Source organism: Nostoc sp. JL34 (assembly GCF_017114945.1).
Taxonomy (GTDB): Bacteria; Cyanobacteriota; Cyanobacteriia; order Cyanobacteriales; family Nostocaceae; genus Nostoc.
In genome coordinates this window covers 202,332-222,299 of sequence record NZ_JABXKQ010000044.1, presented here as the reverse complement: position 1 = coordinate 222,299, position 19,968 = coordinate 202,332, and the positions used below count along the sequence as shown (strand labels likewise).

Below are 19,968 nucleotides of genomic sequence, written 5' to 3'. Positions count from 1 at the left end.
AGCAATCAGAAGGAGAAAACCATGAAATTAAACAAAGAGCAAATAGAAGATTATAGAGAAAATGGGCTACTATTTATCCCAGAGCTTTTCTCAACAAAAGAAGTTGAGGCAATGCACGCTACTGTTGAATATTTGATAGTAAGAGATATACCAGGACAGATTTTAGAAAAGGATAATAAAACAGTGCGCGCTCTTCATGGATGCCACGCCACCACGGAAATTTTAGATTCCTTGACTCGACACCCTAGCCTCCTAACATCTGCCTGTGAAATTCTCAATAGCGATGTATATGTCTACCAATTTAAAATCAACTTTAAAGCAGCTTTTGGAGGAGATATATGGCCGTGGCATCAAGACTTTGTATTTTGGGATCGAGAAGATGGTATGCCATCCCCTAAAGCATTGAATGTTGCTGTTTTCTTGGATGAATGTAATGAGTTTAACGGCCCTATGTATTTTATTCCAGGTTCTCACAAAAAGAGCCTTGTTCACTTAGGACAAATAGAGTCATCTGAAGTTAATCACCAAAAAAATGACTGGAAGTCTAATGTTAGTGCTGCTCTTAAGTACTCCCTCGGTAAAGAAACGATCGCTAAACTAGCTACTGAAAAAGGTATCGTTGCACCAAAAGGCCCTTTAGGCTCTGTCCTTTTCTTTCACTGTAATTTAGTACACGGATCGGCACCCAACATTTCTCCCTACGATCGCAGGCTCCTCATCATCACTTATAACAGCATCAACAATATACCGAGCTTCAAGGGGCAACCCAGACCAGAATTCTTAGTGAGCCGCGACCATACACCACTACAGCCTCTACTTAACAAAGCTCTGATTTAACCCACATCTCGGAGATATTAAGTGGGAAGGCTAAATGCACTTATCAATATATCTCCGAACTGAGCCTGCAACAGTGCAAAGCTTCTTCAAGTTTTACTTATTTTCAGACAGATGTAAAAGCGATCGCTAGATATTACTATCCAATTAATATCAGCTAACTTTGGCAAAATTAGATAGGTTGAATTTGAGTTGAGATTTAAATTTTAGGAGTTGGATTATGGCTACTTCTAACCAGATTAAATGCAAGGTTTGGGACAACAAGCAAGAGTATCCCTTAACTACAGAGTCTTTAAGAATGCTGTTGGAAAACCGAATTCCTTTAATTCGGTTAAAAGAATTTTCCACAAACCAAGAGTGTGAGATGTTAGTTGAACAAGCTCAATTGTTCAACTTTGACTGCTATCAAGATGTGAATCCCAAGATTGAGCGAATTGGTATCACGGTGTTTGAATATAATCGCATTAGTAAAGCAGCTTATTTCCAAGCAGTACAACGTGCAACTAAATTAAGAGACTGCATTATGGCAGCTTCTTTCAATCCATTAGAACGCTTAATGATGCAAATCCGAGAGTGTACAGGCGCGACCGTGCGAATTGCATCGGAACCATTCTACAGTAGTTATTATGCAGGACTGATCAGAAAAATAGAGCAGGGTACTCAACTTCATATTGATTATGCTCCTCTAGAACAATCTGAATGGGAAGTTGGTACAGTTATTTCTCAACTTTCTTGGAATTTGTACTTGAAATTTTCTCCTAATAATCATGGTCAAACACGCATTTACGATCGCCAGTGGCAACCAGGAAATGAACGGTATAAACTCGATTCCTACGGATATAGTGATACAGTAATTGCAGATGCAGACGCGATCGGCTTTCAACCTTATGTGGGAGATATATTCATTTTCAATACACGCAATTTTCACATTGTTGAGCCGATGGATGGACAACGTGTGACATTTACTTCGGCGATTGGATTACTTCCTAATGGTGAAATTATTTTGTGGTCTTGAAGCTGATAAGTAGGAGGTAAAATACTATAGCAATCCTAGTTGAATCTTGTTAACTTTAACTAAAAAATAAACCTCTATAGGGTAAGCTTTTAGCCAGCTTGGTTTTTTACACAATCAAATAGGATTCTCATAGCTCAATAAACAATTGGCGATTTGGTAAATATAGTGAGGAAGTAATTTATGCCCTTGGCCGCTGTGATGATTGCACCTAATCAGCCAGTTAAAGTGCAACAATTACCAGACCCGATTCTGGAGAAGGGTGGAATCATTCTCGAAACCTTATATTCAGAGGTTTGTGGAACTGATGTACATTTACTACATGGGCGTTTAGAGGGAGTACCGTATCCTATCATCCCTGGACACTTCTCAGTTGGTCGTGTGGTAGAAACAGGTGGATCGGTTCATGATGTCAATGGTAAATTAATTCAGCCTGGAGCGATCGCCACTTTTTTGGATGTCCACGAAACTTGTTACAACTGCTGGTATTGTCTAGTCGCCAAAGCATCCACTCGTTGTCCTCAACGCAAAGTTTATGGTGTTACCTACTCAGCGAAAGATGGGTTACTGGGCGGTTGGTCTGAACTGATTTACCTCAAACCAGGGGTGAAAGTTCTCACTTTACCTGAAGAAGTTTCACCAAAGCAATTCATTGCTGGAGGGTGTGCTTTACCAACTGCACTACACGCTATCGACCGAGCGCAGATTCAAATTGGTGATGTTGTGGTGGTTCAGGGTTGCGGGCCTGTGGGTTTGAGTGTGGCAATTCTAGCTTTGCTCTCAGGTGCAGGCAAAGTGATTGTCATTGATAAATTTGAGAGTCGATTAGTAGTTGCTAAATCCTTCGGTGTCGATGAAACCTTAGTAATTAAGGCTGACGATCCACGACAACATATTGAGCGGGTTTTAGAATTGACGCACGGACACGGTGCTGATGTCACGATTGAAGCCACAGGCATTCCCGTTGCTGTCAAAGAAGGCTTGAATATGACCAGAAGTGGAGGTCGCTATGTTATTGTCGGGCATTACACAAACACGGGTGAAATTCTCATCAATCCCCACTTAGAAATTAATCTAAAACATATTGATATTCGCGGGACTTGGGGAATTGATTTCAGCCATTTTTACAGAATGATTGAATTACTAAAACGCCACAGTGATTCCAGCAAGAACATTGCTTGGTCAAGCATCATTACTCGTTCATACACACTAGAAGAAATTAATCAAGCACTGACAGATGTAGAACAAGGATCTGTATTAAAAGCTGTGATTCAGCCTAATCTATCTTAATGCGAACAATATATCAACGACTTAAGTAAGAAAGAGAAGATATGCTAGAAAATTTACAAATTGCCTTTATCGGCGGTGGCACGATGGGCGAAATTATAATTAATAGATTGTTATCGACAAAAACTGTTCAAAAGCCTGAACTAATTATTGTTAGTGAACCACTTTCTGCGCGATGTCTTCATTTAGAAAGGGAGTATGGAGTACGTACTACAATCTGCAATTTAGAAGCGGTGCAAGGCGCATCCATTGTGATACTGGCGGTAAAGCCACAGGTTTTGGCCTCTGTTATGGCTATGATTAAGGATAAAGTTTCACCTGATGCTTTAGTAATTAGTATTGTGGCAGGAGCAAGTATTCCATCTCTGTGCCAAGGGTTGAATCATCCTACTGTTGTGCGTACCATGCCAAATCTTGCAGTAGAGGTTGGTCATGGAACTACGGTGTGGAGTGCATCATCAAGTGTGACAGAGATGCAGCGATCGCATACTCAAGTCATTTTACAAGCCTTAGGCAAGGAATTTGCTACCCAAAGTGAACATTACCTTGATATGGCAACGGCGTTGAGTAGCGCCGGGACTGGATTTGTGTTTCTGTACATCGAAGCGATGATTGATGCTGGGGTTCAGATAGGTTTAACCCGGACACAAGCCCAAGAATTAACATTGCATACGATTGCTGGTAGTGTAGAACTTATGTTTCAGACTCATGAACATCCAACAGTCTTGCGAAACAAGGTAACTAGTCCTGGGGGAGTGACTGCTGCTGGTATTTACGAATTAGAAAAAGGTGGGATGCGAACTGCCATTTCTAATGCAGTGCTTGCTGCTTTGAGTCGCACTGAAAAATTGGGTAATATCAGTTGAAAAAACATGCTTGAGCGCAAAGATAGTTTCAAGTGCTGAGTGCAGGTTTCTTATTCCCTATTTATGACTGATTATCTGGTACTAAAAAGTAGTAATTTTGATCAAATATTTTAATTTAATTGCATAATATGTCAACCCAAGTTCTTCAAAATCAACCCGGAACAAATCCTTTTTCAGATTTTATCCAATTCTGGAAAAATGTCAGAGCGATCGCAGCACCTTACTGGTATCCAACAAAACCAGGGGAAAGAGCATTCTCAGATGTGATTCGTGGATGGGGAATGCTTATTCTGCTGATATTATTAATAATCGCACTTGTAGGTGTAACTGCTTTTAATAGTTTCGTTAATCGTTATTTGATCGATATAATTATTCAAGAAAAAGATTATTCTAAGTTCATTAACATAGTGTGGCTTTATGCTGTTGGGCTTGTCTGCGTAAGCCTCTTAGTTGGATTTTCTAAATTTCTGAGAAAAAAAATCGCTCTTGATTGGTACCAATGGCTCAATAATCATATTTTAGATAAATATTTGACTAATCGTGCTTATTATAAAATTAATTTTAAAGCTGATATTGATAACCCAGATCAACGTTTATCTCAAGAAATTGAACCTCTTCCTAGTAATGCCCTCAGTTTTTCAGCTACTTTCCTAGAAAAAGTACTGCAAATGGCGACTTTTTTAATAATTCTTTGGTCAATTTTCCCAAAGGTCGCTATTGCTTTGCTGGTTTATACGATTATAGGCAATTTGATTGCTGTTTACTTAAATCAAGAATTAATTAAAATTAATCAAGAGGAACTTGAATCTAAAGCAGACTACAATTATGCACTAACTCATGTTCGGAATCATGCCGAATCGATAGCTTTTTTTCGAGGAGAAAATCAAGAATTAAATATAATTCAGCGAAGATTTCATAATATCCTAAAAAGTGCGATACGCAAAATTAATTGGGAGAGAAATAACGAAATTTTTAACAGAGGATATCAATCTGCTATCGAATTTTTTACGTTGTTATTACTTGCACCTTTATATATTAGTAATGAAATTGATTTTGGACAAGTTGGACAAGCTACTTTAGCTAGCTATCTGTTTGCTACTGCTCTAGGAGAATTAATAGCTGAATTTGGCACTTCTGGAAGTTTTTCGAGTTACGTTGAGCGTTTAACTGAGTTTTCAGATGCGTTAGAAGAAGTGACCAAACAACCCGAAAATGTGAGTACTATTAAAACAGTAGAAGAAAACTATTTTGCTTTTGATAATGTCACCTTACAAACACCAAACTATGAGCAGGTGATCGTCGAAGATTTGTCACTTTCTGTTCAACGTGGAGAAGGTTTATTGATTGTTGGGCCCAGTGGTCGAGGCAAAAGTTCTTTGTTGAGAGCGATCGCTGGTTTGTGGAATGCGGGGACTGGTCGTTTGATGCGACCTCCCCTAGAAGAAGTCTTATTTTTGCCGCAACGTCCTTACATAATTTTGGGAACTTTACGCGAACAATTACTCTATCCTAATACAAATCGTCAAATGACCGATCGAGAACTCAAAGAAGTTTTGCAACAAGTCAACTTGCAAAACTTGCTAAGTCGAGTCGATGGCTTTGATACAGAAGTTCCTTGGGAGAATATATTATCGTTGGGAGAACAACAACGCCTTGCATTCGCACGACTGTTAGTTACTCATCCTAGCTTCACTATATTAGATGAAGCAACCAGTGCCTTAGATTTGAATAATGAAGGAAGTTTATATCAACAGTTACAATCAACTCAAACAACTTTTATCAGTGTTGGGCATCGGGAAAGCCTGTTTGATTATCATCAATGGGTTTTAGAGCTTTCACAAGATTCCAGTTGGCAACTTTTAACCGTGCAGGATTATCGGCTTCAAAAAGCAAAAAAAATTGTCATCACTCCTACCCAAAAATCTGAAATCAAAATAGATGATTTATCCAACAAAGAATCCCAAATCCAACCAGAAAGAGCAGTAGAAATAGACACAATCGAAGGGCTTTCTCATCAAGAAATGCAGATGTTAACAAATTATTCAATTGGTACCATTAGAAGTAAGGCAAGCAAAGGCCAATCTATTACTACTAAGGAGGGCTTAACCTACCGCTATAACAAAAACCCAAAGATATTGAAATGGGTAAGACTTTAGCACCATATTTTCAACTAATTACGTCATCCTTGACTTAGAGTTTTACCTATCACGTTGCACGCTCATTCAATTGGCGTTAGCGTACCCGTTTCCTACGGAATCGCTCCACGAAAGGGGAAGCAAGCTACTCCACCTCTGACTACAAACCCGATAAAATCACGGGTTTGTGGGAGGATCAAATTTTATCCGAACCGTCTGAGGACGACAGGGACTTCCCCAACAAACTTGCCCAGAGGGCATATTAGTAAAAACACTACTACGAGCGCCAATCACAGCATTAGCCCCGATTTGCACTCCCGGCCCAACAAAACAATCTGCTGCTATCCATGCACCATTATCAATGGTGATACTCGCTGTTTTCAACCCAAAAGCAGGGTCTTGGAGATCATGACTACCAGTACACAGGTAACTTTTTTGGGAAATTACGCAGTGTTCACCGATGTGGATTTGATCGAGGCTGTATAAAACTACGTTATCTCCAATCCAACTGTAGTTGCCAACGGTGACTTTCCAAGGGTAGGTGAACCGGGCGGTGGGTCGAATTAATACGCCTTTACCGATACGAGCGCCAAACACTCGTAGCAGAGCAGAACGCAGAATATTTAACGGTTGAGGAGTGAGGGGAAAGGCGATCGCTTGTACAAACCACCATAATAAAACATACCAACTTGGACGCCCCCGATCAAACCAAGATTGGTCATATTTGCGTAAATCTACGAAAGGTTGGTCATTGGTCATTAGTCATTGGTTATTGGTCATTAGTCATTGGTCATTAGTTATTGTCAGGAGTCAATGGTCAATAGCTTTCCTTCTGCTCCCCTGCTCCCTTGCTCCCCTGCTCCTTCCTTCGGGGTAGTTGCAGTATTTAAGTGACCACCACAGCTACGTAATTCGTAAAGTTTAACGCCAATTTGATATTCATATTGACTCAGCAAACATGCATAGATATATCCTGCTTTGCCATCCAAAAAACCGCGTTGAATTATATAAAACAAAATAAACCGCAAAATGGGTTTAAATGGCAGGTGTACCCAGACTTTTTTCAAAAATCGTTTACGTTGCACGGCATCACCAAATAGATTAGCGCCGATAGTACCGCTATCATCTTTACCTGTGAGAATATTAAAATAAACGCTGGCTTCCCAGTTGGAATAGCGGTTGTGTCGTTCTAACCAGTGATAAAGGTCGCGGAAGTCTTCGTGGAGCATATCATTTTTGAGATACCCAACTTTCCCCTGCAAAATCACATGTTCGTGAACTTCGTTATCACCAGTATTGGGAATATCTTCTGTATTTAGATTTTCGTAGCGACCTTTTTGATGCTGAAATAAACGTAGATTCCAATCGGGATATTTACCACCATAGCGAATCCATTTCCCTAAGAAAAATACGCGGCGATTGAGATAATAACCTGTATATTCTTTGTTTTGAATTGCTTGGTCAATTTCTTCCCAAAGTTCGGGGGTGATGCGCTCATCACAATCTACAATTAGTACCCATTCGTTACGAAAAGGTAGATTATCCAAAGACCAATTTTTCTTTTTAGGCCAGCGTCCATTGAAGTTGAATTGTACGACATTTACACCGTGACTTTTAGCAATTTCAACGCTGTTGTCGGTACTTTGAGAATCTACTACAAATATTTCATCTGCTCTGCTCAAGCTAGCAAGGCACGCAGGCAAGTTTACTTGTTCGTTTTTAGCTGGAATTAGTACTGAAACTGGTATTTTAGATGACATATTGAGTATAAATTATGTTATTGGTTATTTCTTATTTGATGATGTAGATAAAAGACCTTGAATAGCAGCATTTAAGTAACCAATCTGACCGTAAGCATAAACAAGCTTGTCAAACCGTTCTGCTGGATCAGAAAAATATTGCAATGCTTTATACAAGCCACGCACAAACCGTTCGCTACCTCGCTGTAATTGAGCGATCCCAGCTTTACCAGCGAGTTGTTCTCGATAGCATTCACTAATACCCTGCCACCAGCCTCGGTTTAAAAACCAGGAGCGTTGGAGGCGCTCTGGGGCGACATTGTGAGCGACTAGTGCTTCGGGAAGATAAGCGACTTGCCAACCACGCTGTAGGGCAAATTCGGTCATTTGCAGTTCTTCATTAGATAAGAGATTTTTCCCTACTCGACCGAGGTGAGGATCAAAACCGCCAATTTCTTCTAAGAAACTGCGGCGGATAGAGTAATTTAAGCCTCTGGGTGTTGAGCCAGGTTGCTCGATGTAGATGTTACTGTCACCCAAGTCGTATGCACCCAGATTTGCAGCTAGTCCTGGAGATAGCCACTGTGGTTGTTGGATTCCTGGGGGCCAGATGAGAGTAACTTTGCCTCCTGCGATCGCTAGTTTAGAATTATTGTAATAGGCAAAATATAAAACTTGTAGCCAGCGAGGGCTGGCTACAGCATCGTCATCCAAATAAGCAAGAATATCACCACTGGCTACTTTTGCACCCGTGTTGCGGGCAACAGATAAACCAATGGTGGGTTCAAAAACATACTTCAGGCGCGGATTGTGGGCCCTTTCTTCTACAACTTCACGAGTGCGATCGCTAGACCCATTATCGACTACCACAATTTCAAAATCAGCAGCAAAATCCTGCGCTAAAAGACTATCAATTGCAGCCCCTAAATAGGTATCTCGATTGTGGGTACAGATAATAGCAGAGATTTGGGTGTCTGGCATAGATTTAATTTTGGATTTGAGATTTGGGATTTTAGATTAAAATCTTAAATCCAACGCACAACTGCTGAGAGTTAATCTAAACCAAAAGTTACCGACCCACCAACCGAGTTTCTTCGGAAATAATCTTTAAAACTTCACGTTTGTTGAATATGACTGTGTAAAACTACAAGAGTTTGGGCTAGTTGACTCAGGCGGGTTTCCAAGGATTGCTTGCGCCCTAACAGTTGACGTAACTTTTGGTAACGCGCGATCGCCATACTAACATTGGGAACCTGATCTGCTGGACATGGACGCGACCAGACTTTACCAGCATCATCCACACCACAGAGACGGTAGCCAGTAATAGATGATTGATAAGATACTTTCCCACCACTCGCGCAAATTTCTTCTACGTAGTTCATCAAGCGGTCAACTTCTGCATGGCGCAGTGTTGCGGTTCCTCCCGGTTCTGGTTCGGTGGGATTGGATTCTAACCAGCCATTGACAATCGGGCCTTCTAAGTAAATATCTTGAATCTGTTTCAAAATATTTTGCAATTCTGTTTGCCAATCGGCGACAGTTTCCTGAATTTCTTGTAATAGATTCATCGCCAATGCTGGATTAGCACCGTGGCGATGGCTACTAAAGCTGGGAGTTTTCAACTTGGGTAAGCTGGGTGTTTTACCACCATTATCTTGTGCTTGAAAGGTCTGCACAGAGTCGTGGTGAGGAAAGAAATTTTGCTCGTGAGGATAATCACTCTCAGTATCTGCGCTCAAGTCAACTGTTTGTTCTTGTGTATTTAGTTCCCCATTCTGAGAGGATGGAGTTTGTGTACTTTCTGTGGGTTCATTGGCTCCGACGCTAATTCTAAAAGAGAAAGGCCGTTTTGTGGTCGAATCACCTGTTTCGGCGGCAGAGGCAGTGCCGCGATTCCCTAAATCGTGTAGAGTTGCTTCAATGCGTTTTAAGCCTGCGTTCATAAAGACATCCTAAAGTTTGCTGTCCCCAGTGGTATTAAATAATTGAGAATGGGGTTGTTGGGATTTTTGGCTTTTGCCAGTTGTGGCATCAATGATGCTGGTGCTAATTTTATCCCTTAAAAGTTATTTGAAACCAAAAATCTCACCGATGAAGGAAAAAACTGCGGTGATAAATTTCAACCGTAGGCATATTGATGAAGGAGGCAGGAAGGAGGTAAGAGGTTGGAATTTATCTGTTGCTTTCAACCCCATCTAATTCCAAGCCACCAAATCGGAGATTTATGGTGTGGAACTTAAACCGCAAGCTCAGTTACGATCATAGCCGCAGGAGGCGATGACAATATTCTATCTGCCTCCTCCTCCTGCCTCTCTTGTTAAAATACTCAGTAAACAACTTTGGGTAAAATCATCTTAGTAACAGGGCCAGCACGATCTGGTAAAAGTGAATGGGCGGAAACTCTGGCCATGCAGTCAGGAAAAGCAGTTGTTTACGTAGCGACAGCCACCGATAATCCAGATGATCAAGAATGGCATCAACGCATTTTAGAACATCAACAACGTCGTCCCGAAGACTGGGTAACTTTATCTGTACCTGTCGAACTCTCTGCTACCCTCGCTGATGCGAAACCCTATACCTGCCTTTTAGTAGATTCTTTAGGAACTTGGGTTGCTAATCTCCTGGAACAGGACGAATTTAGTTGGGAAAACATCCTTGCAGAGTTGTTAGAAACGGTGGATTTACTTGCTGCTGATATAGTGTTTGTAGCAGAAGAGGTGGGTTGGGGTGTGATACCAGCTTATCCCCTGGGAAGGACGTTCCGCGATCGCCTGGGTTCTCTAGTCCGCCAGCTAAGTGTACTCAGCGAAACTGTTTATTTAGTTACTGGTGGTCATGTTCTCAATCTCAGCGTCCTTGGTTCGCCATTGCCAAATAGAGAGGATGCTGGAACATTCAGGAGTCAAGATTCTTAACTCTTGATTCAAATTAATCCAAAATCTAAAATCTAAAATCTAAAATTGTAATATGGCAACCAAACAAGAAGTTAGAAGATACCTGGCCTACTGGTTTCAGTTGGGTAAGAAAGTGATTACGGGCAACGGTAAGGCAACCTTTTTGCCCCAATCCGTGCTAAATGGCGATCGCTATAGTGCAGAATTTGAAGAGTGCTGGCAGAAAATTATCTCACCGGAATCGAGTGACTGTTACCTAGAGGGTACACATGAAACCATTGCTGAACTGTTGACACCAGCATGGGATATGCTGCCTTGTGGTCGTTGCAATATGCCAGTAGCCGCGCGAAATGTTGGAATGCCCGCGTTGTTATGCCCCTGCAATGATTTACCTAACTGGCCAAATACTGAATTGCCAGCACCGCGAGAGCCAATTAAGACTCAAGACCAACTCAAAACAATTCGCGATCGGCTTGTAGATAATATTGCATAAACAAACAACCAAGTTGTGAATCTGATAAGTTTTTTCTAATTATTTGATTATTTTAATTTCTCCTGTAATGGCTTTTAGTCCTACTACAGGATTTTTGTATGTCAGTGTTACGGGTACACAGTTAGGTCTGTATTCTACGCAATTGAGCATAGTTATAGTGCTTTTCACCTGAATCCGATACAGACCTAACTCCCAGCCTATTTTCTGCAAGGAAAGAGGAGTAAGGTTCCAAGACTCTCTCCTTTTAGCAGAGAGGTAATTGTATATTGCATATAAACAAAAAGCGCTATATATTTTCCTGCGGATAATTGGGCGAAAGTTTATTTTTTTACCTTTTTATTAAAAGCCTTTTGTGATTGATCATCCTCAAGACAGAGTAGAAAAGCAGAGTTTTATCCATACGTATTTTTCGGACAGACTACTGGCTTAATTGGGCAATAAGTTTTTCTAAACATGGTAAATAAGTTTGCATAAAAAGTAAATGACTCTCTCAAGTGCTTACCTCTATTGTATTAACAAGCAACGAGTTGAGGCGCAAATGAAGCAATCAACTAATAGCTAAAAAGCCAATTAAAATTACGAGGTTTGTAACTATGTCTCACGTATTGTTTACCGAATTATCCAACGAGCAACAAGAAGTTGTAGCTGGCGGTGTTGATTTTCAACTAGATGCAACTTTTTTTGCAGCAAAAGAAAATGTTCTCAATGGCGGTACTAGCTCTGATCCTAATGGCAGCAATGCTAACTCCAATGGTAAGTCTACAGAGATTGCAACTGCTGGACTAGCTTTTTTAGGCTTGGGAGCTACTGATGTTCCTGATATTTCAAAAGGCTACAGCCATTAAGTTGAGCAGCTAAAAAAGAGCAATCAACTAATACGTGAGTGGGATGAAAATAATTTGCTAATAGAGGAATTAGATGGAATGACAAAATTAACCTTCTAACCCTTCATTATGAACTCACGTGACTAATCTTAAAAGATCATCAACTCAAAATTACGAGGTTTGTAACTATGTCTCACGTATTGTTTACCGAATTATCCAACGAGCAACAAGAAGTTGTAGCTGGCGGTGTTGATTTTCAACTAGATGCAACTTTTTTTGCAGCAAAAGAAAATGTTCTCAATGGCGGTACTAGCTCTGATCCTAATGGCAGTAATGCTGACTCCAATGGTAAATCTACAGAGATTGCAACTGCTGGACTAGCTTTTTTAGGCTTGGGAGCTACTGATATTCCTGATATTTCAAAAGGCTATAGCCATTAAGTTGAGCAGCTAAAAAAGAGCAATCAACTAATACGTGAGTTGGATAAAAACAATTTGCTAACGAAGGAATTAGGTAGGATGACAAAATTAACCTTCTAACCCTCCGTCACCAACTCACGTATCTAAATACTCAAGGTTCGTCAACTCAAAAATCTGAGGTTTGCAACTATGTCTGATGAATTGTTTACTGAATTATCCAACGAGCAACAAGAAGTTGTAGCTGGCGGTGTTGATTTTCAACTAGATGCAACTTTTTTTGCAGCAAAAGAAAATGTTCTCAATGGCGGTACTAGCTCTGATCCTAATGGCAGCAATGCTAACTCCAATGGTAAGTCTACAGAGATTGCAACTGCTGGACTAGCTTTTTTAGGCTTGGGAGCTACTGATGTTCCTAAGATTTCAAAAGAATAGAGCCATTAAGTTGAGCAGCCAAAAAAGGGCAATCAACTAATACATAAGTTCAATGAAAAGAGTTTAGTAAGTAATAATTTAGAGATAAATACTCTAGATTATTACAAAAAATTAACCTTCTGAGCCTCCATCATTAACTCATGTAACTCATCCTAAAGGTTTATTAAATCCAAATTACGAGGTTTGTAATTATGTCTGATGAATTGTTTACAGATTTATCCAACGAGCAACAAGAACTTGTAGCTGGTGGTGCTGATTTTCAACTAGATGCAACTTTTTTTGCAGCACAGGAAAATGTTCTCAATGGCGATAGCAGTTCTGATCCCAGTGGTAGCAACGCTTGGTCTAACGGTAAATCTACAGATATTAAGACTGCTGGAGTAGCTTTTTTAGGCTTGGGTGCTAATGACCTACCCGATACTTCAAAAGGATACAGATATTAAGTTGAGGAGCTAAAAAACGGTAATCAACTAATACATGAGTTTGCTGAAAATAGTCTATCAAGGAAAAAATTAGATAGGGTCATAAAATCAACTTTTTAACCCTCAGTCGCGAACTCATGTAGCTAATACTAAAGGTTCATCAAATCAAAACTAGGAAGTTTGCAACTATGTTTCAGGAATTGTTTACAGATTTATCGAAGGAACAACAAGAAGTTGTAGCCGGTGGTGTCGATTTTCAAATAGATGCTACTTTTTACAAAGCTAGCGAAAATATTCTAAATGGTAGTAGTTATTCAGGTCCACATGGCAGCACTGCTAATTCTAATGGGAGGTCTACAGATATTAGGACTGCTGGACTAGCTTTCTTAGGCTTAGATGTTAATCACATTCCTGACCTTTTAGACTACCACTAAAAAATAATCCACCAGAGGCGTTGTTTGAAACGTCAGCATTGGGAACATTAGCGGCACAGTTGAAAAAACTTGGTACTAAAGATTCCACAGATGACCCATAATAATACGATTACATGGGTCATCTTTTATTCCCAAGCCATACCTGAAACTTCACTGTTGTACTTTTATATTTTGTGGTATTCAAGGTTAATTATTTTTGGATACTGACAAAATTACTAGGTCAAAATACTTGATTACTTTGCTGCTCATGCTGTTGCAAAATATTTAGACTCCCAAAGTATAGAGCTAATACTATGTCTAACAATATCAAACACCAAAACACTGAATTATTCATTGATTTGTCTGAAGAAGACCAAGAGATTGTGTCTGCTGGAAGTTTATTTTCTTCACTTAATTCTGATGGCTTTTTCGTCCAAAGGACAAATATAGAAACTTTCGCAACGAATGAAAGCAATATTTCTGACGGTAATTATAGTTTTTCTACCAAGCAAGAAACCGGATATGCGCTTTCACAAACCACAATTGGATTTAGCGGAAATAGTGGACAAGGTGGGAGACGAAGTAGCTTAAGTTTCTGTGATAAATTATTTCTGATATTTTTATTATGGTGAAAACTATAAATTAACTTGCTTGAGAAGATCTGAAGTTAACAGTATTTAGTAATTCAAAACATCGCGGCAAATTGACAAATTTTTAGGGTAATAGTTGTCATTATGTAAGGTAATTTACCGATGAAATACCAGTTTGTTAAACAGCATAGTGAAGAAGACTGCGGAGCTGCTTGTCTTGCTGCTATTGCCAAATATTATGGACGTACTTTTACTCTCAGCCGTATTCGTGAAGCTGTAGGTACTGGGCAATTTGGAACTACTTTATTAGGACTGAAGCGGGGAGCAGAAACACTTGGTTTTAATGCTCGTCCAGTGAAAACTTCCCCAGAACTTCTCAACCGAATGAATGAAGCGCCTCTACCAGCAATTATTCACTGGAAAGGGAATCATTGGGTTGTTTTATATGGTAAGAAAGGCAAAAAATGTTTAGTTGTAGATCCGGCTGTAGGCGTCCGCTATCTTTCTCAACAAGAGATAGCAGAAGGTTGGACAGATTGGTTGATACTTTTATTGGAACCTGATCCAATCCGCTTTTTTGCCCAAAAGGATGAGAAAGTTGGCGGATTTTGGCGTTTCTTCAAGCGTGTTTGGATTTATCGCGCTATTTTAGCTCAAGTTTTACCTCTTAACCTAATGTTGGGTTTGCTGTCTTTAGCTTCCCCTTTTCTGCTGCAAATTTTGACTGATGATGTGTTGGTTCGAGGTGATACAAAATTACTCACGACTGTAGCGATCGCAGTAGTAGTGATGAATGTTGTTTCTCGTAGTCTGTCGTTTGTACAATCTAACTTAATTGCTCACTTCGCACAACGTCTGCAATTAGGGCTAGTTCTGGAATTTGGACGGCAAATTCTGCGATTACCTCTCTCTTATTACGAAGCACGTCGCAGCGGTGAAATCGTTAGCCGCCTGCGAGATATTGACCAAATTAATCAGTTAGTTGCTCATTTAATTATTAGTCTACCCAGCCAATTTTTTATTGCACTGATTTCTTTTAGCTTCATGGCTTTTTATAGTTGGAAACTTACAGTAGTGGCTGTATTCATTGCTGTGGTGATGAGCATATCTACGGTAGTATTCCAGCCTACTTTGCGCCAAAAAACCCGTGAGCTTTTAGTTCAAGAAGCCGAAACACAAGGGGTATTAGTAGAGACATTTAAAGGTGCTTTAACTCTCAAAACTACTACATCTAGACCGCAATTTTGGGATGAATTTCAAAGCCGATTTGCTCGTCTTGCTAATGTGACATTTAGCACGATTCAAATCGGAATTATCAATAATACTTTCTCTGGCTTTGTTGCCAGTATTGGTGGCGTTATTTTACTTTGGTTCGGTGGTAATTTAGTAATTAACCCAGCAGAACACCTGAGTATTGGGCAATTGCTTGCTTTTAACTCAATGAATGGTAATTTTCTGGGTTTAATGGCAACTTTAATCAGTTTTGTTGAAGAATTTACTCGTGCCAAAACAGCTACACAACGCCTCACAGAAGTTATAGATGCCACTTCCGAAAATGAGGGCGATGAAATAAAGCCTTTTGTGGAAATTACTGCTGATGCTGATATTGTTTGTACAAATATTAACTTTCACTATGCTGGTCGCCTGGATTTAATCGATGACTTTTCTTTAACTATTCCTGGTGGAAAAGTTGTTGCTATTATCGGCAAATCAGGTTGTGGTAAAAGTACTCTTGCTAAATTAATTGCTGGGTTATATCCACTACACTCTGGCAATCTTCGGATTGGACTTTATAATCTCCAAGACCTTTCTCTTGATTGTCTACGTCAACAAGTAGTTCTTGTTCCTCAGGAGCCTCATTTCTGGAGTCGTTCTATTGTAGAAAACTTTCGCTTAGGCGCACCTCAAGTTACCTTTGGGCAGATTGTGAGAGCTTGCCAAGTGGCAGAAGCTGATGAATTTATTAGTAATTTACCCGACAAATATCAAACTGTTTTAGGTGAATTTGGCGCAAATCTTTCTGGTGGGCAACGTCAAAGATTAGCAATAGCAAGAGCCATTGTTACAGATCCATCAGTTCTCATTTTGGATGAATCTACTGGTGGACTTGATCCAGTAAGTGAAGCACAAGTTTTGGATAAATTATTTAAGCATCGCTGGGGTAAAACCACGATTTTAATTACTCACCGCCCGAAGGTAGTGAATCGCGCTGATTGGATCGTATTGCTAGATAAAGGCAAATTGAAACTTCAAGGTTCTTTGGAAGAATTGCGAACCAAACCCGGAGATCATATAGACTTTTTAATTCCTTAAATATTTCCAATTATTCGGAGAAACATGCTTTACACCCATAATCAAAAATTTCTACCATCACTTCAAAAAGATGAGTTTCTTCCTCCTATTAGTGCTTGGACATCATTAGCTGGAATATTTCTTGTCGGAACTATTGGTTCAGCGATCGCTCTTTCTTCATGGGTTAAATACAATGTCATGGTGGAAACTGCTGCGACTGTTCGTCCGATAGGCGACACCAAGCTAGTGCAACCATCCATTGAGGGAACTGTTGAAAGTATTTTTGTGAAAGAAAATCAAATTGTCAAAAAGGGAGAAGTGATCGCTCGTCTCGATACGGAGCAACTGCAAATCAAAAAAAGCCAACTGCAAGGCAATATCGAACAGGCTAGATTGCAACTAATTCAAATTGATGCCCAAACAGGCACTTTAGATACCCAGATCCTGGCTGAAAAAAGATTTATCGAGCGGAGTGTTTCTTCTGCAAAAGCAGAGTTAGCACGTAACCAACGAGAGTATCAAGAACGACAAGTCACTACTGACAGTGAATTTCTAGTTTCCAAAGCAAGTTTGCAAAAAGCTAGGGCAAATTTACAAAAAGCCCAAGCTGATTTAGACTTTGCCAAGATGGATAGCGATCGCTATGAGCAACTAGCACAAGTTGGCGCAATTGGTCGGCGCGAATTTGAGCAGAAGAAACTAGTTGTTGAGCAGAGTAAATTAATACTTGAAGCAGAAAAAATATCTATTCAAATTGCTCAAGCTAAATTGCAATCAGCTAAAGTTGTGGTCAATCCCAGTATGGCAATAATTGCGATCGCTCAAGAACGTATTGCCCAAGAAATCGCTAGAGGTGAAGCAACTATCGCTACTTTAAACCAACAAAAACAAGCTTTGATGCAGCGACAAGTTGAAATGCAAACCCAACTCAAGCAATATCAAAAAGAACTTCAGCAAATTGAAACTCAACTGCAAAATAGCATTATTCGGGCTACCAGTGACGGTATCATTCTCAAGCTCAATTTACGAAACCCTGGTCAAGTGGTGCGTGCTAGCGAATCTATTGCTGAGATTGTTCCTCAGAATGCTTCTTTGGTGATTAAAGCAATGATTCCAACCGCAGAGATTAAGAAAGTTGCAGTTGGTCAAAAAGTGCAATTACGAGTCGATGCCTGTCCATATCCTGATTATGGTACTCTCAAAGCTGTTGTTAGTGCCATTTCTCCAGATGTAATTACACCTCAAAGTAACAATATTAATGCACCTACATCCAGTCCTGCTACTGGCTATTTTGAAGCAACGATTCAACCAGAAATGCTGACATTTGGGAGTAGCACTCATCAGTGTCATATCCAATCAGGGATGGATGCCAAGGCTAATATTATCTCCCAAGAAGAGACAGCGCTGCAATTTATGCTAAGAAAGGCCAGACTTACCACTGATCTATAAGCAGAGATGAATGTAATGTCTAGTGTTTACCCGCTACAACTCATTTTTTACTGGTATAGATAGGTAAGAGAATTTTGTCCTTTTTATATTTAGCAATGGCGAAAAATCTCACATGAAATGCGTTAATGATTCACTGTGAAGTTTTCGGAAATCATCATGGCACTTTTTGTCACTTATTTTATAAACGTTGGCAGTTTTTTTGGCATAAATATATCGTGGGTTGCATATAACTTTTTTCTGATGCTATTAAAATAGCTGACATAACAAGATTATGTGATCCTGGAATTATGTACGTAAATTATACTTTGAATTGTCTACGTTATGTCCCTTGTTAGGTTTCTGACATCTTATCATAGTATTCAACAAGCATTGCAGTGGTGGTCTTCTAGGCAGTCAACAAAGCTGTTTTTAGAAGCAGAGAAAATTCGGGATGATTTATTACAAGACTCTTTTACAATCCGTCGCAACTTAGATTTGTTGTCAGTAGATAATCTAAATTTATCAGGGAATAGAATTCAGGAATGCTTAAAGCACATTGATAATTTTCATCACTCTCTAGTACAATTAAGCGATCGCTTATTTCCAGCATCCCTTCAAGATAGCTTTCCACTAGCTATTGAGTGTTTATTAGAACCTTGGGTAACATCCAATCACCAGTTATATTTTCAAATCGATATGCCAGTCTATTGGCGACATGAGCGAGTTGAACGCAGTCTGATTGTTTTAACAGCTCTAAATGAGTTGTTGACCATATCTTTAGCAGAAATTTTGGCACCAACATCAATTTATATCAATTTGAAACAACATAAAAATATAGGACAATTAATTGTAGAAATTACTTATCCTAATTTATCTACCTTTGTTCTATATTCTAACCTGCCAGAATTAAATTATCTTTGCGAAAGTTTTAAGCTTTTAACATCAGGTAAATGCTTTAGTCGTACTAGAAATCTAAAAGTTTCTTGGCATTTTTATTGGTAATTACTATTCTTGCTGCTTCTATATATATTTAATAATTTTTCTATATAGTCATCATTGAACTAATATAAATTGATAGCCAATAGTTAGCTATTGTAGATAAATAATAGTAAGCTTACAGTTTTCTACTCAATCAGCAGGCTGCTAATTATGAAACAAGAAATATCTGAGCATGTATTGGTTAATATTTTGGTAATTGATGACCATGAATCAGTTTTAGGCGGAACGGTAGACATCTTGAAAAAACATTATCCTGGGGCTGAAATTGTCACCGCTATAAATGCTAATAATGCTCTCAATCAAGTTACTAATCTTGGGCTAGACCTTGTGGTTATGGATCTTTCTATTCCGGAAGATTATGGGATGACGGCTCGACCTGATACAGGTGTTCAACTTCTCAGAACTCTGATGAAACATCATCCCAACTTAAATATTATTGTCCAAACGGCTCATGTCAGAACACTAGTGAGAATTAGACCTGATATTGATAGTCATAAAGGAGGTTTTACAGTTGCTGATAAAAGTATTTCTACCCAAGAAATGTTGACCAGAGTTGATTGGGCATTACAGGGATTAACGCATACGAAAGATATCAAAGGAATTTATTCAGGATTGGAGTTTAAACCAGAATGGCTGAGAGTGTTAACTCTCGCATTTGAGGAAGGATTACAAGATAAAACTATTGCCGAACGAATGTGTATATCTGAACGAATGGTTCGTCATTACTGGAGTAAACTACAAGACGCTTTAGATGTTTATCCTAATGAGGGTAAAAATATCCGTATTCAAACTGAAATACGAGCTAGAGAAGAAGGTTTAATTGATTAGTTAATCATCAATATTTTAGGGTCATCTGTCACTATTGGTTAGAAGAATTTAATTTTTTATT

General features: G+C 39.4%; 21 protein-coding genes. 17 read left to right on the top strand and 4 right to left on the bottom strand.

Features of this window, described 5'->3' with window-relative positions:
* The first annotated feature begins 21 nt into the window (after positions 1-21).
* The 5 genes from HWQ44_RS09200 to HWQ44_RS09180 all read left to right on the top strand — a co-directional run bounded on the left by HWQ44_RS09200 (position 22) and on the right by HWQ44_RS09180 (position 6,155).
* Positions 22-837: a phytanoyl-CoA dioxygenase family protein gene (locus tag HWQ44_RS09200; protein WP_292717764.1), complete on the top strand. Its 816-nt coding sequence runs from the start codon at positions 22-24 to the stop codon at positions 835-837.
* Between the two features lie 217 nt (positions 838-1,054).
* On the top strand, positions 1,055-1,849 hold the full coding sequence (locus tag HWQ44_RS09195) for a hypothetical protein (protein ID WP_292717762.1): 795 nt from the start codon (positions 1,055-1,057) through the stop codon (positions 1,847-1,849).
* Between the two features lie 180 nt (positions 1,850-2,029).
* Entirely contained in the window at positions 2,030-3,136 is a 1,107-nt protein-coding gene (locus HWQ44_RS09190; protein WP_292717760.1) for a zinc-binding dehydrogenase, read from the top strand.
* 41 nt (positions 3,137-3,177) lie between these two features.
* Positions 3,178-3,999, top strand: a complete 822-nt coding sequence (proC, locus tag HWQ44_RS09185) for a pyrroline-5-carboxylate reductase (protein ID WP_292717759.1) — start codon at positions 3,178-3,180, stop codon at positions 3,997-3,999.
* 128 nt (positions 4,000-4,127) lie between these two features.
* On the top strand, positions 4,128-6,155 hold the full coding sequence (locus HWQ44_RS09180) for an ATP-binding cassette domain-containing protein (protein WP_292717756.1): 2,028 nt from the start codon (positions 4,128-4,130) through the stop codon (positions 6,153-6,155).
* A gap of 156 nt (positions 6,156-6,311) precedes the next feature.
* Here the strand turns inward: HWQ44_RS09180 and hpsU are convergent, their stop codons facing one another.
* The 4 genes from hpsU to HWQ44_RS09160 form a co-directional block, all read right to left on the bottom strand.
* Positions 6,312-6,893 carry a hormogonium polysaccharide biosynthesis acetyltransferase HpsU gene (hpsU, locus tag HWQ44_RS09175; RefSeq protein WP_292717754.1) on the bottom strand — a complete coding sequence of 194 codons (582 nt, stop codon included), beginning with the start codon at positions 6,891-6,893 and terminating at the stop codon, positions 6,312-6,314.
* A gap of 44 nt (positions 6,894-6,937) precedes the next feature.
* Positions 6,938-7,894, bottom strand: a complete 957-nt coding sequence (locus tag HWQ44_RS09170) for a glycosyltransferase family 2 protein (protein WP_292717752.1) — start codon at positions 7,892-7,894, stop codon at positions 6,938-6,940.
* Between the two features lie 24 nt (positions 7,895-7,918).
* On the bottom strand, positions 7,919-8,854 hold the full coding sequence (locus HWQ44_RS09165; protein WP_292717751.1) for a glycosyltransferase family 2 protein: 936 nt from the start codon (positions 8,852-8,854) through the stop codon (positions 7,919-7,921).
* A gap of 134 nt (positions 8,855-8,988) precedes the next feature.
* Positions 8,989-9,816, bottom strand: coding sequence for a hypothetical protein (locus HWQ44_RS09160; RefSeq protein ID WP_292717749.1), 828 nt, complete (start codon positions 9,814-9,816; stop codon positions 8,989-8,991).
* 396 nt (positions 9,817-10,212) lie between these two features.
* Here HWQ44_RS09160 and cobU point away from each other — a divergent pair, with 396 nt between their 5' ends.
* The 12 genes from cobU (at position 10,213) to HWQ44_RS09100 (ending at position 19,907) form a co-directional block, all read left to right on the top strand.
* Positions 10,213-10,788 carry a bifunctional adenosylcobinamide kinase/adenosylcobinamide-phosphate guanylyltransferase gene (cobU, locus tag HWQ44_RS09155; protein WP_292717747.1) on the top strand — a complete coding sequence of 192 codons (576 nt, stop codon included), beginning with the start codon at positions 10,213-10,215 and terminating at the stop codon, positions 10,786-10,788.
* Between the two features lie 52 nt (positions 10,789-10,840).
* Positions 10,841-11,260, top strand: coding sequence for a hypothetical protein (locus HWQ44_RS09150; protein WP_292717745.1), 420 nt, complete (start codon positions 10,841-10,843; stop codon positions 11,258-11,260).
* Between the two features lie 593 nt (positions 11,261-11,853).
* Entirely contained in the window at positions 11,854-12,105 is a 252-nt protein-coding gene (locus HWQ44_RS09145; protein WP_292717744.1) for a CTB family bacteriocin, read from the top strand.
* 167 nt (positions 12,106-12,272) lie between these two features.
* Entirely contained in the window at positions 12,273-12,524 is a 252-nt protein-coding gene (locus HWQ44_RS09140; protein WP_292717743.1) for a CTB family bacteriocin, read from the top strand.
* A gap of 168 nt (positions 12,525-12,692) precedes the next feature.
* Positions 12,693-12,935 carry a CTB family bacteriocin gene (locus HWQ44_RS09135; protein WP_292717742.1) on the top strand — a complete coding sequence of 81 codons (243 nt, stop codon included), beginning with the start codon at positions 12,693-12,695 and terminating at the stop codon, positions 12,933-12,935.
* Between the two features lie 191 nt (positions 12,936-13,126).
* The gene (locus tag HWQ44_RS09130) at positions 13,127-13,378 is read left to right on the top strand and encodes a CTB family bacteriocin (RefSeq protein ID WP_292717741.1); all 252 of its coding nucleotides are present in this window, start codon (positions 13,127-13,129) and stop codon (positions 13,376-13,378) included.
* A 167-nt stretch (positions 13,379-13,545) separates the two neighbouring features.
* Positions 13,546-13,791 carry a CTB family bacteriocin gene (locus HWQ44_RS09125; RefSeq protein ID WP_292717740.1) on the top strand — a complete coding sequence of 82 codons (246 nt, stop codon included), beginning with the start codon at positions 13,546-13,548 and terminating at the stop codon, positions 13,789-13,791.
* A 293-nt stretch (positions 13,792-14,084) separates the two neighbouring features.
* Positions 14,085-14,402 carry a hypothetical protein gene (locus HWQ44_RS09120; RefSeq protein ID WP_292717739.1) on the top strand — a complete coding sequence of 106 codons (318 nt, stop codon included), beginning with the start codon at positions 14,085-14,087 and terminating at the stop codon, positions 14,400-14,402.
* Between the two features lie 120 nt (positions 14,403-14,522).
* Positions 14,523-16,673, top strand: coding sequence for a peptidase domain-containing ABC transporter (locus HWQ44_RS09115; RefSeq protein ID WP_292717738.1), 2,151 nt, complete (start codon positions 14,523-14,525; stop codon positions 16,671-16,673).
* Between the two features lie 24 nt (positions 16,674-16,697).
* Entirely contained in the window at positions 16,698-18,101 is a 1,404-nt protein-coding gene (locus HWQ44_RS09110; RefSeq protein ID WP_292717737.1) for an HlyD family efflux transporter periplasmic adaptor subunit, read from the top strand.
* 321 nt (positions 18,102-18,422) lie between these two features.
* Entirely contained in the window at positions 18,423-19,082 is a 660-nt protein-coding gene (locus tag HWQ44_RS09105; RefSeq protein WP_292717735.1) for a hypothetical protein, read from the top strand.
* A 147-nt stretch (positions 19,083-19,229) separates the two neighbouring features.
* Positions 19,230-19,907, top strand: a complete 678-nt coding sequence (locus HWQ44_RS09100; protein WP_292717733.1) for a response regulator transcription factor — start codon at positions 19,230-19,232, stop codon at positions 19,905-19,907.
* Positions 19,908-19,968 lie beyond the last annotated feature (61 nt).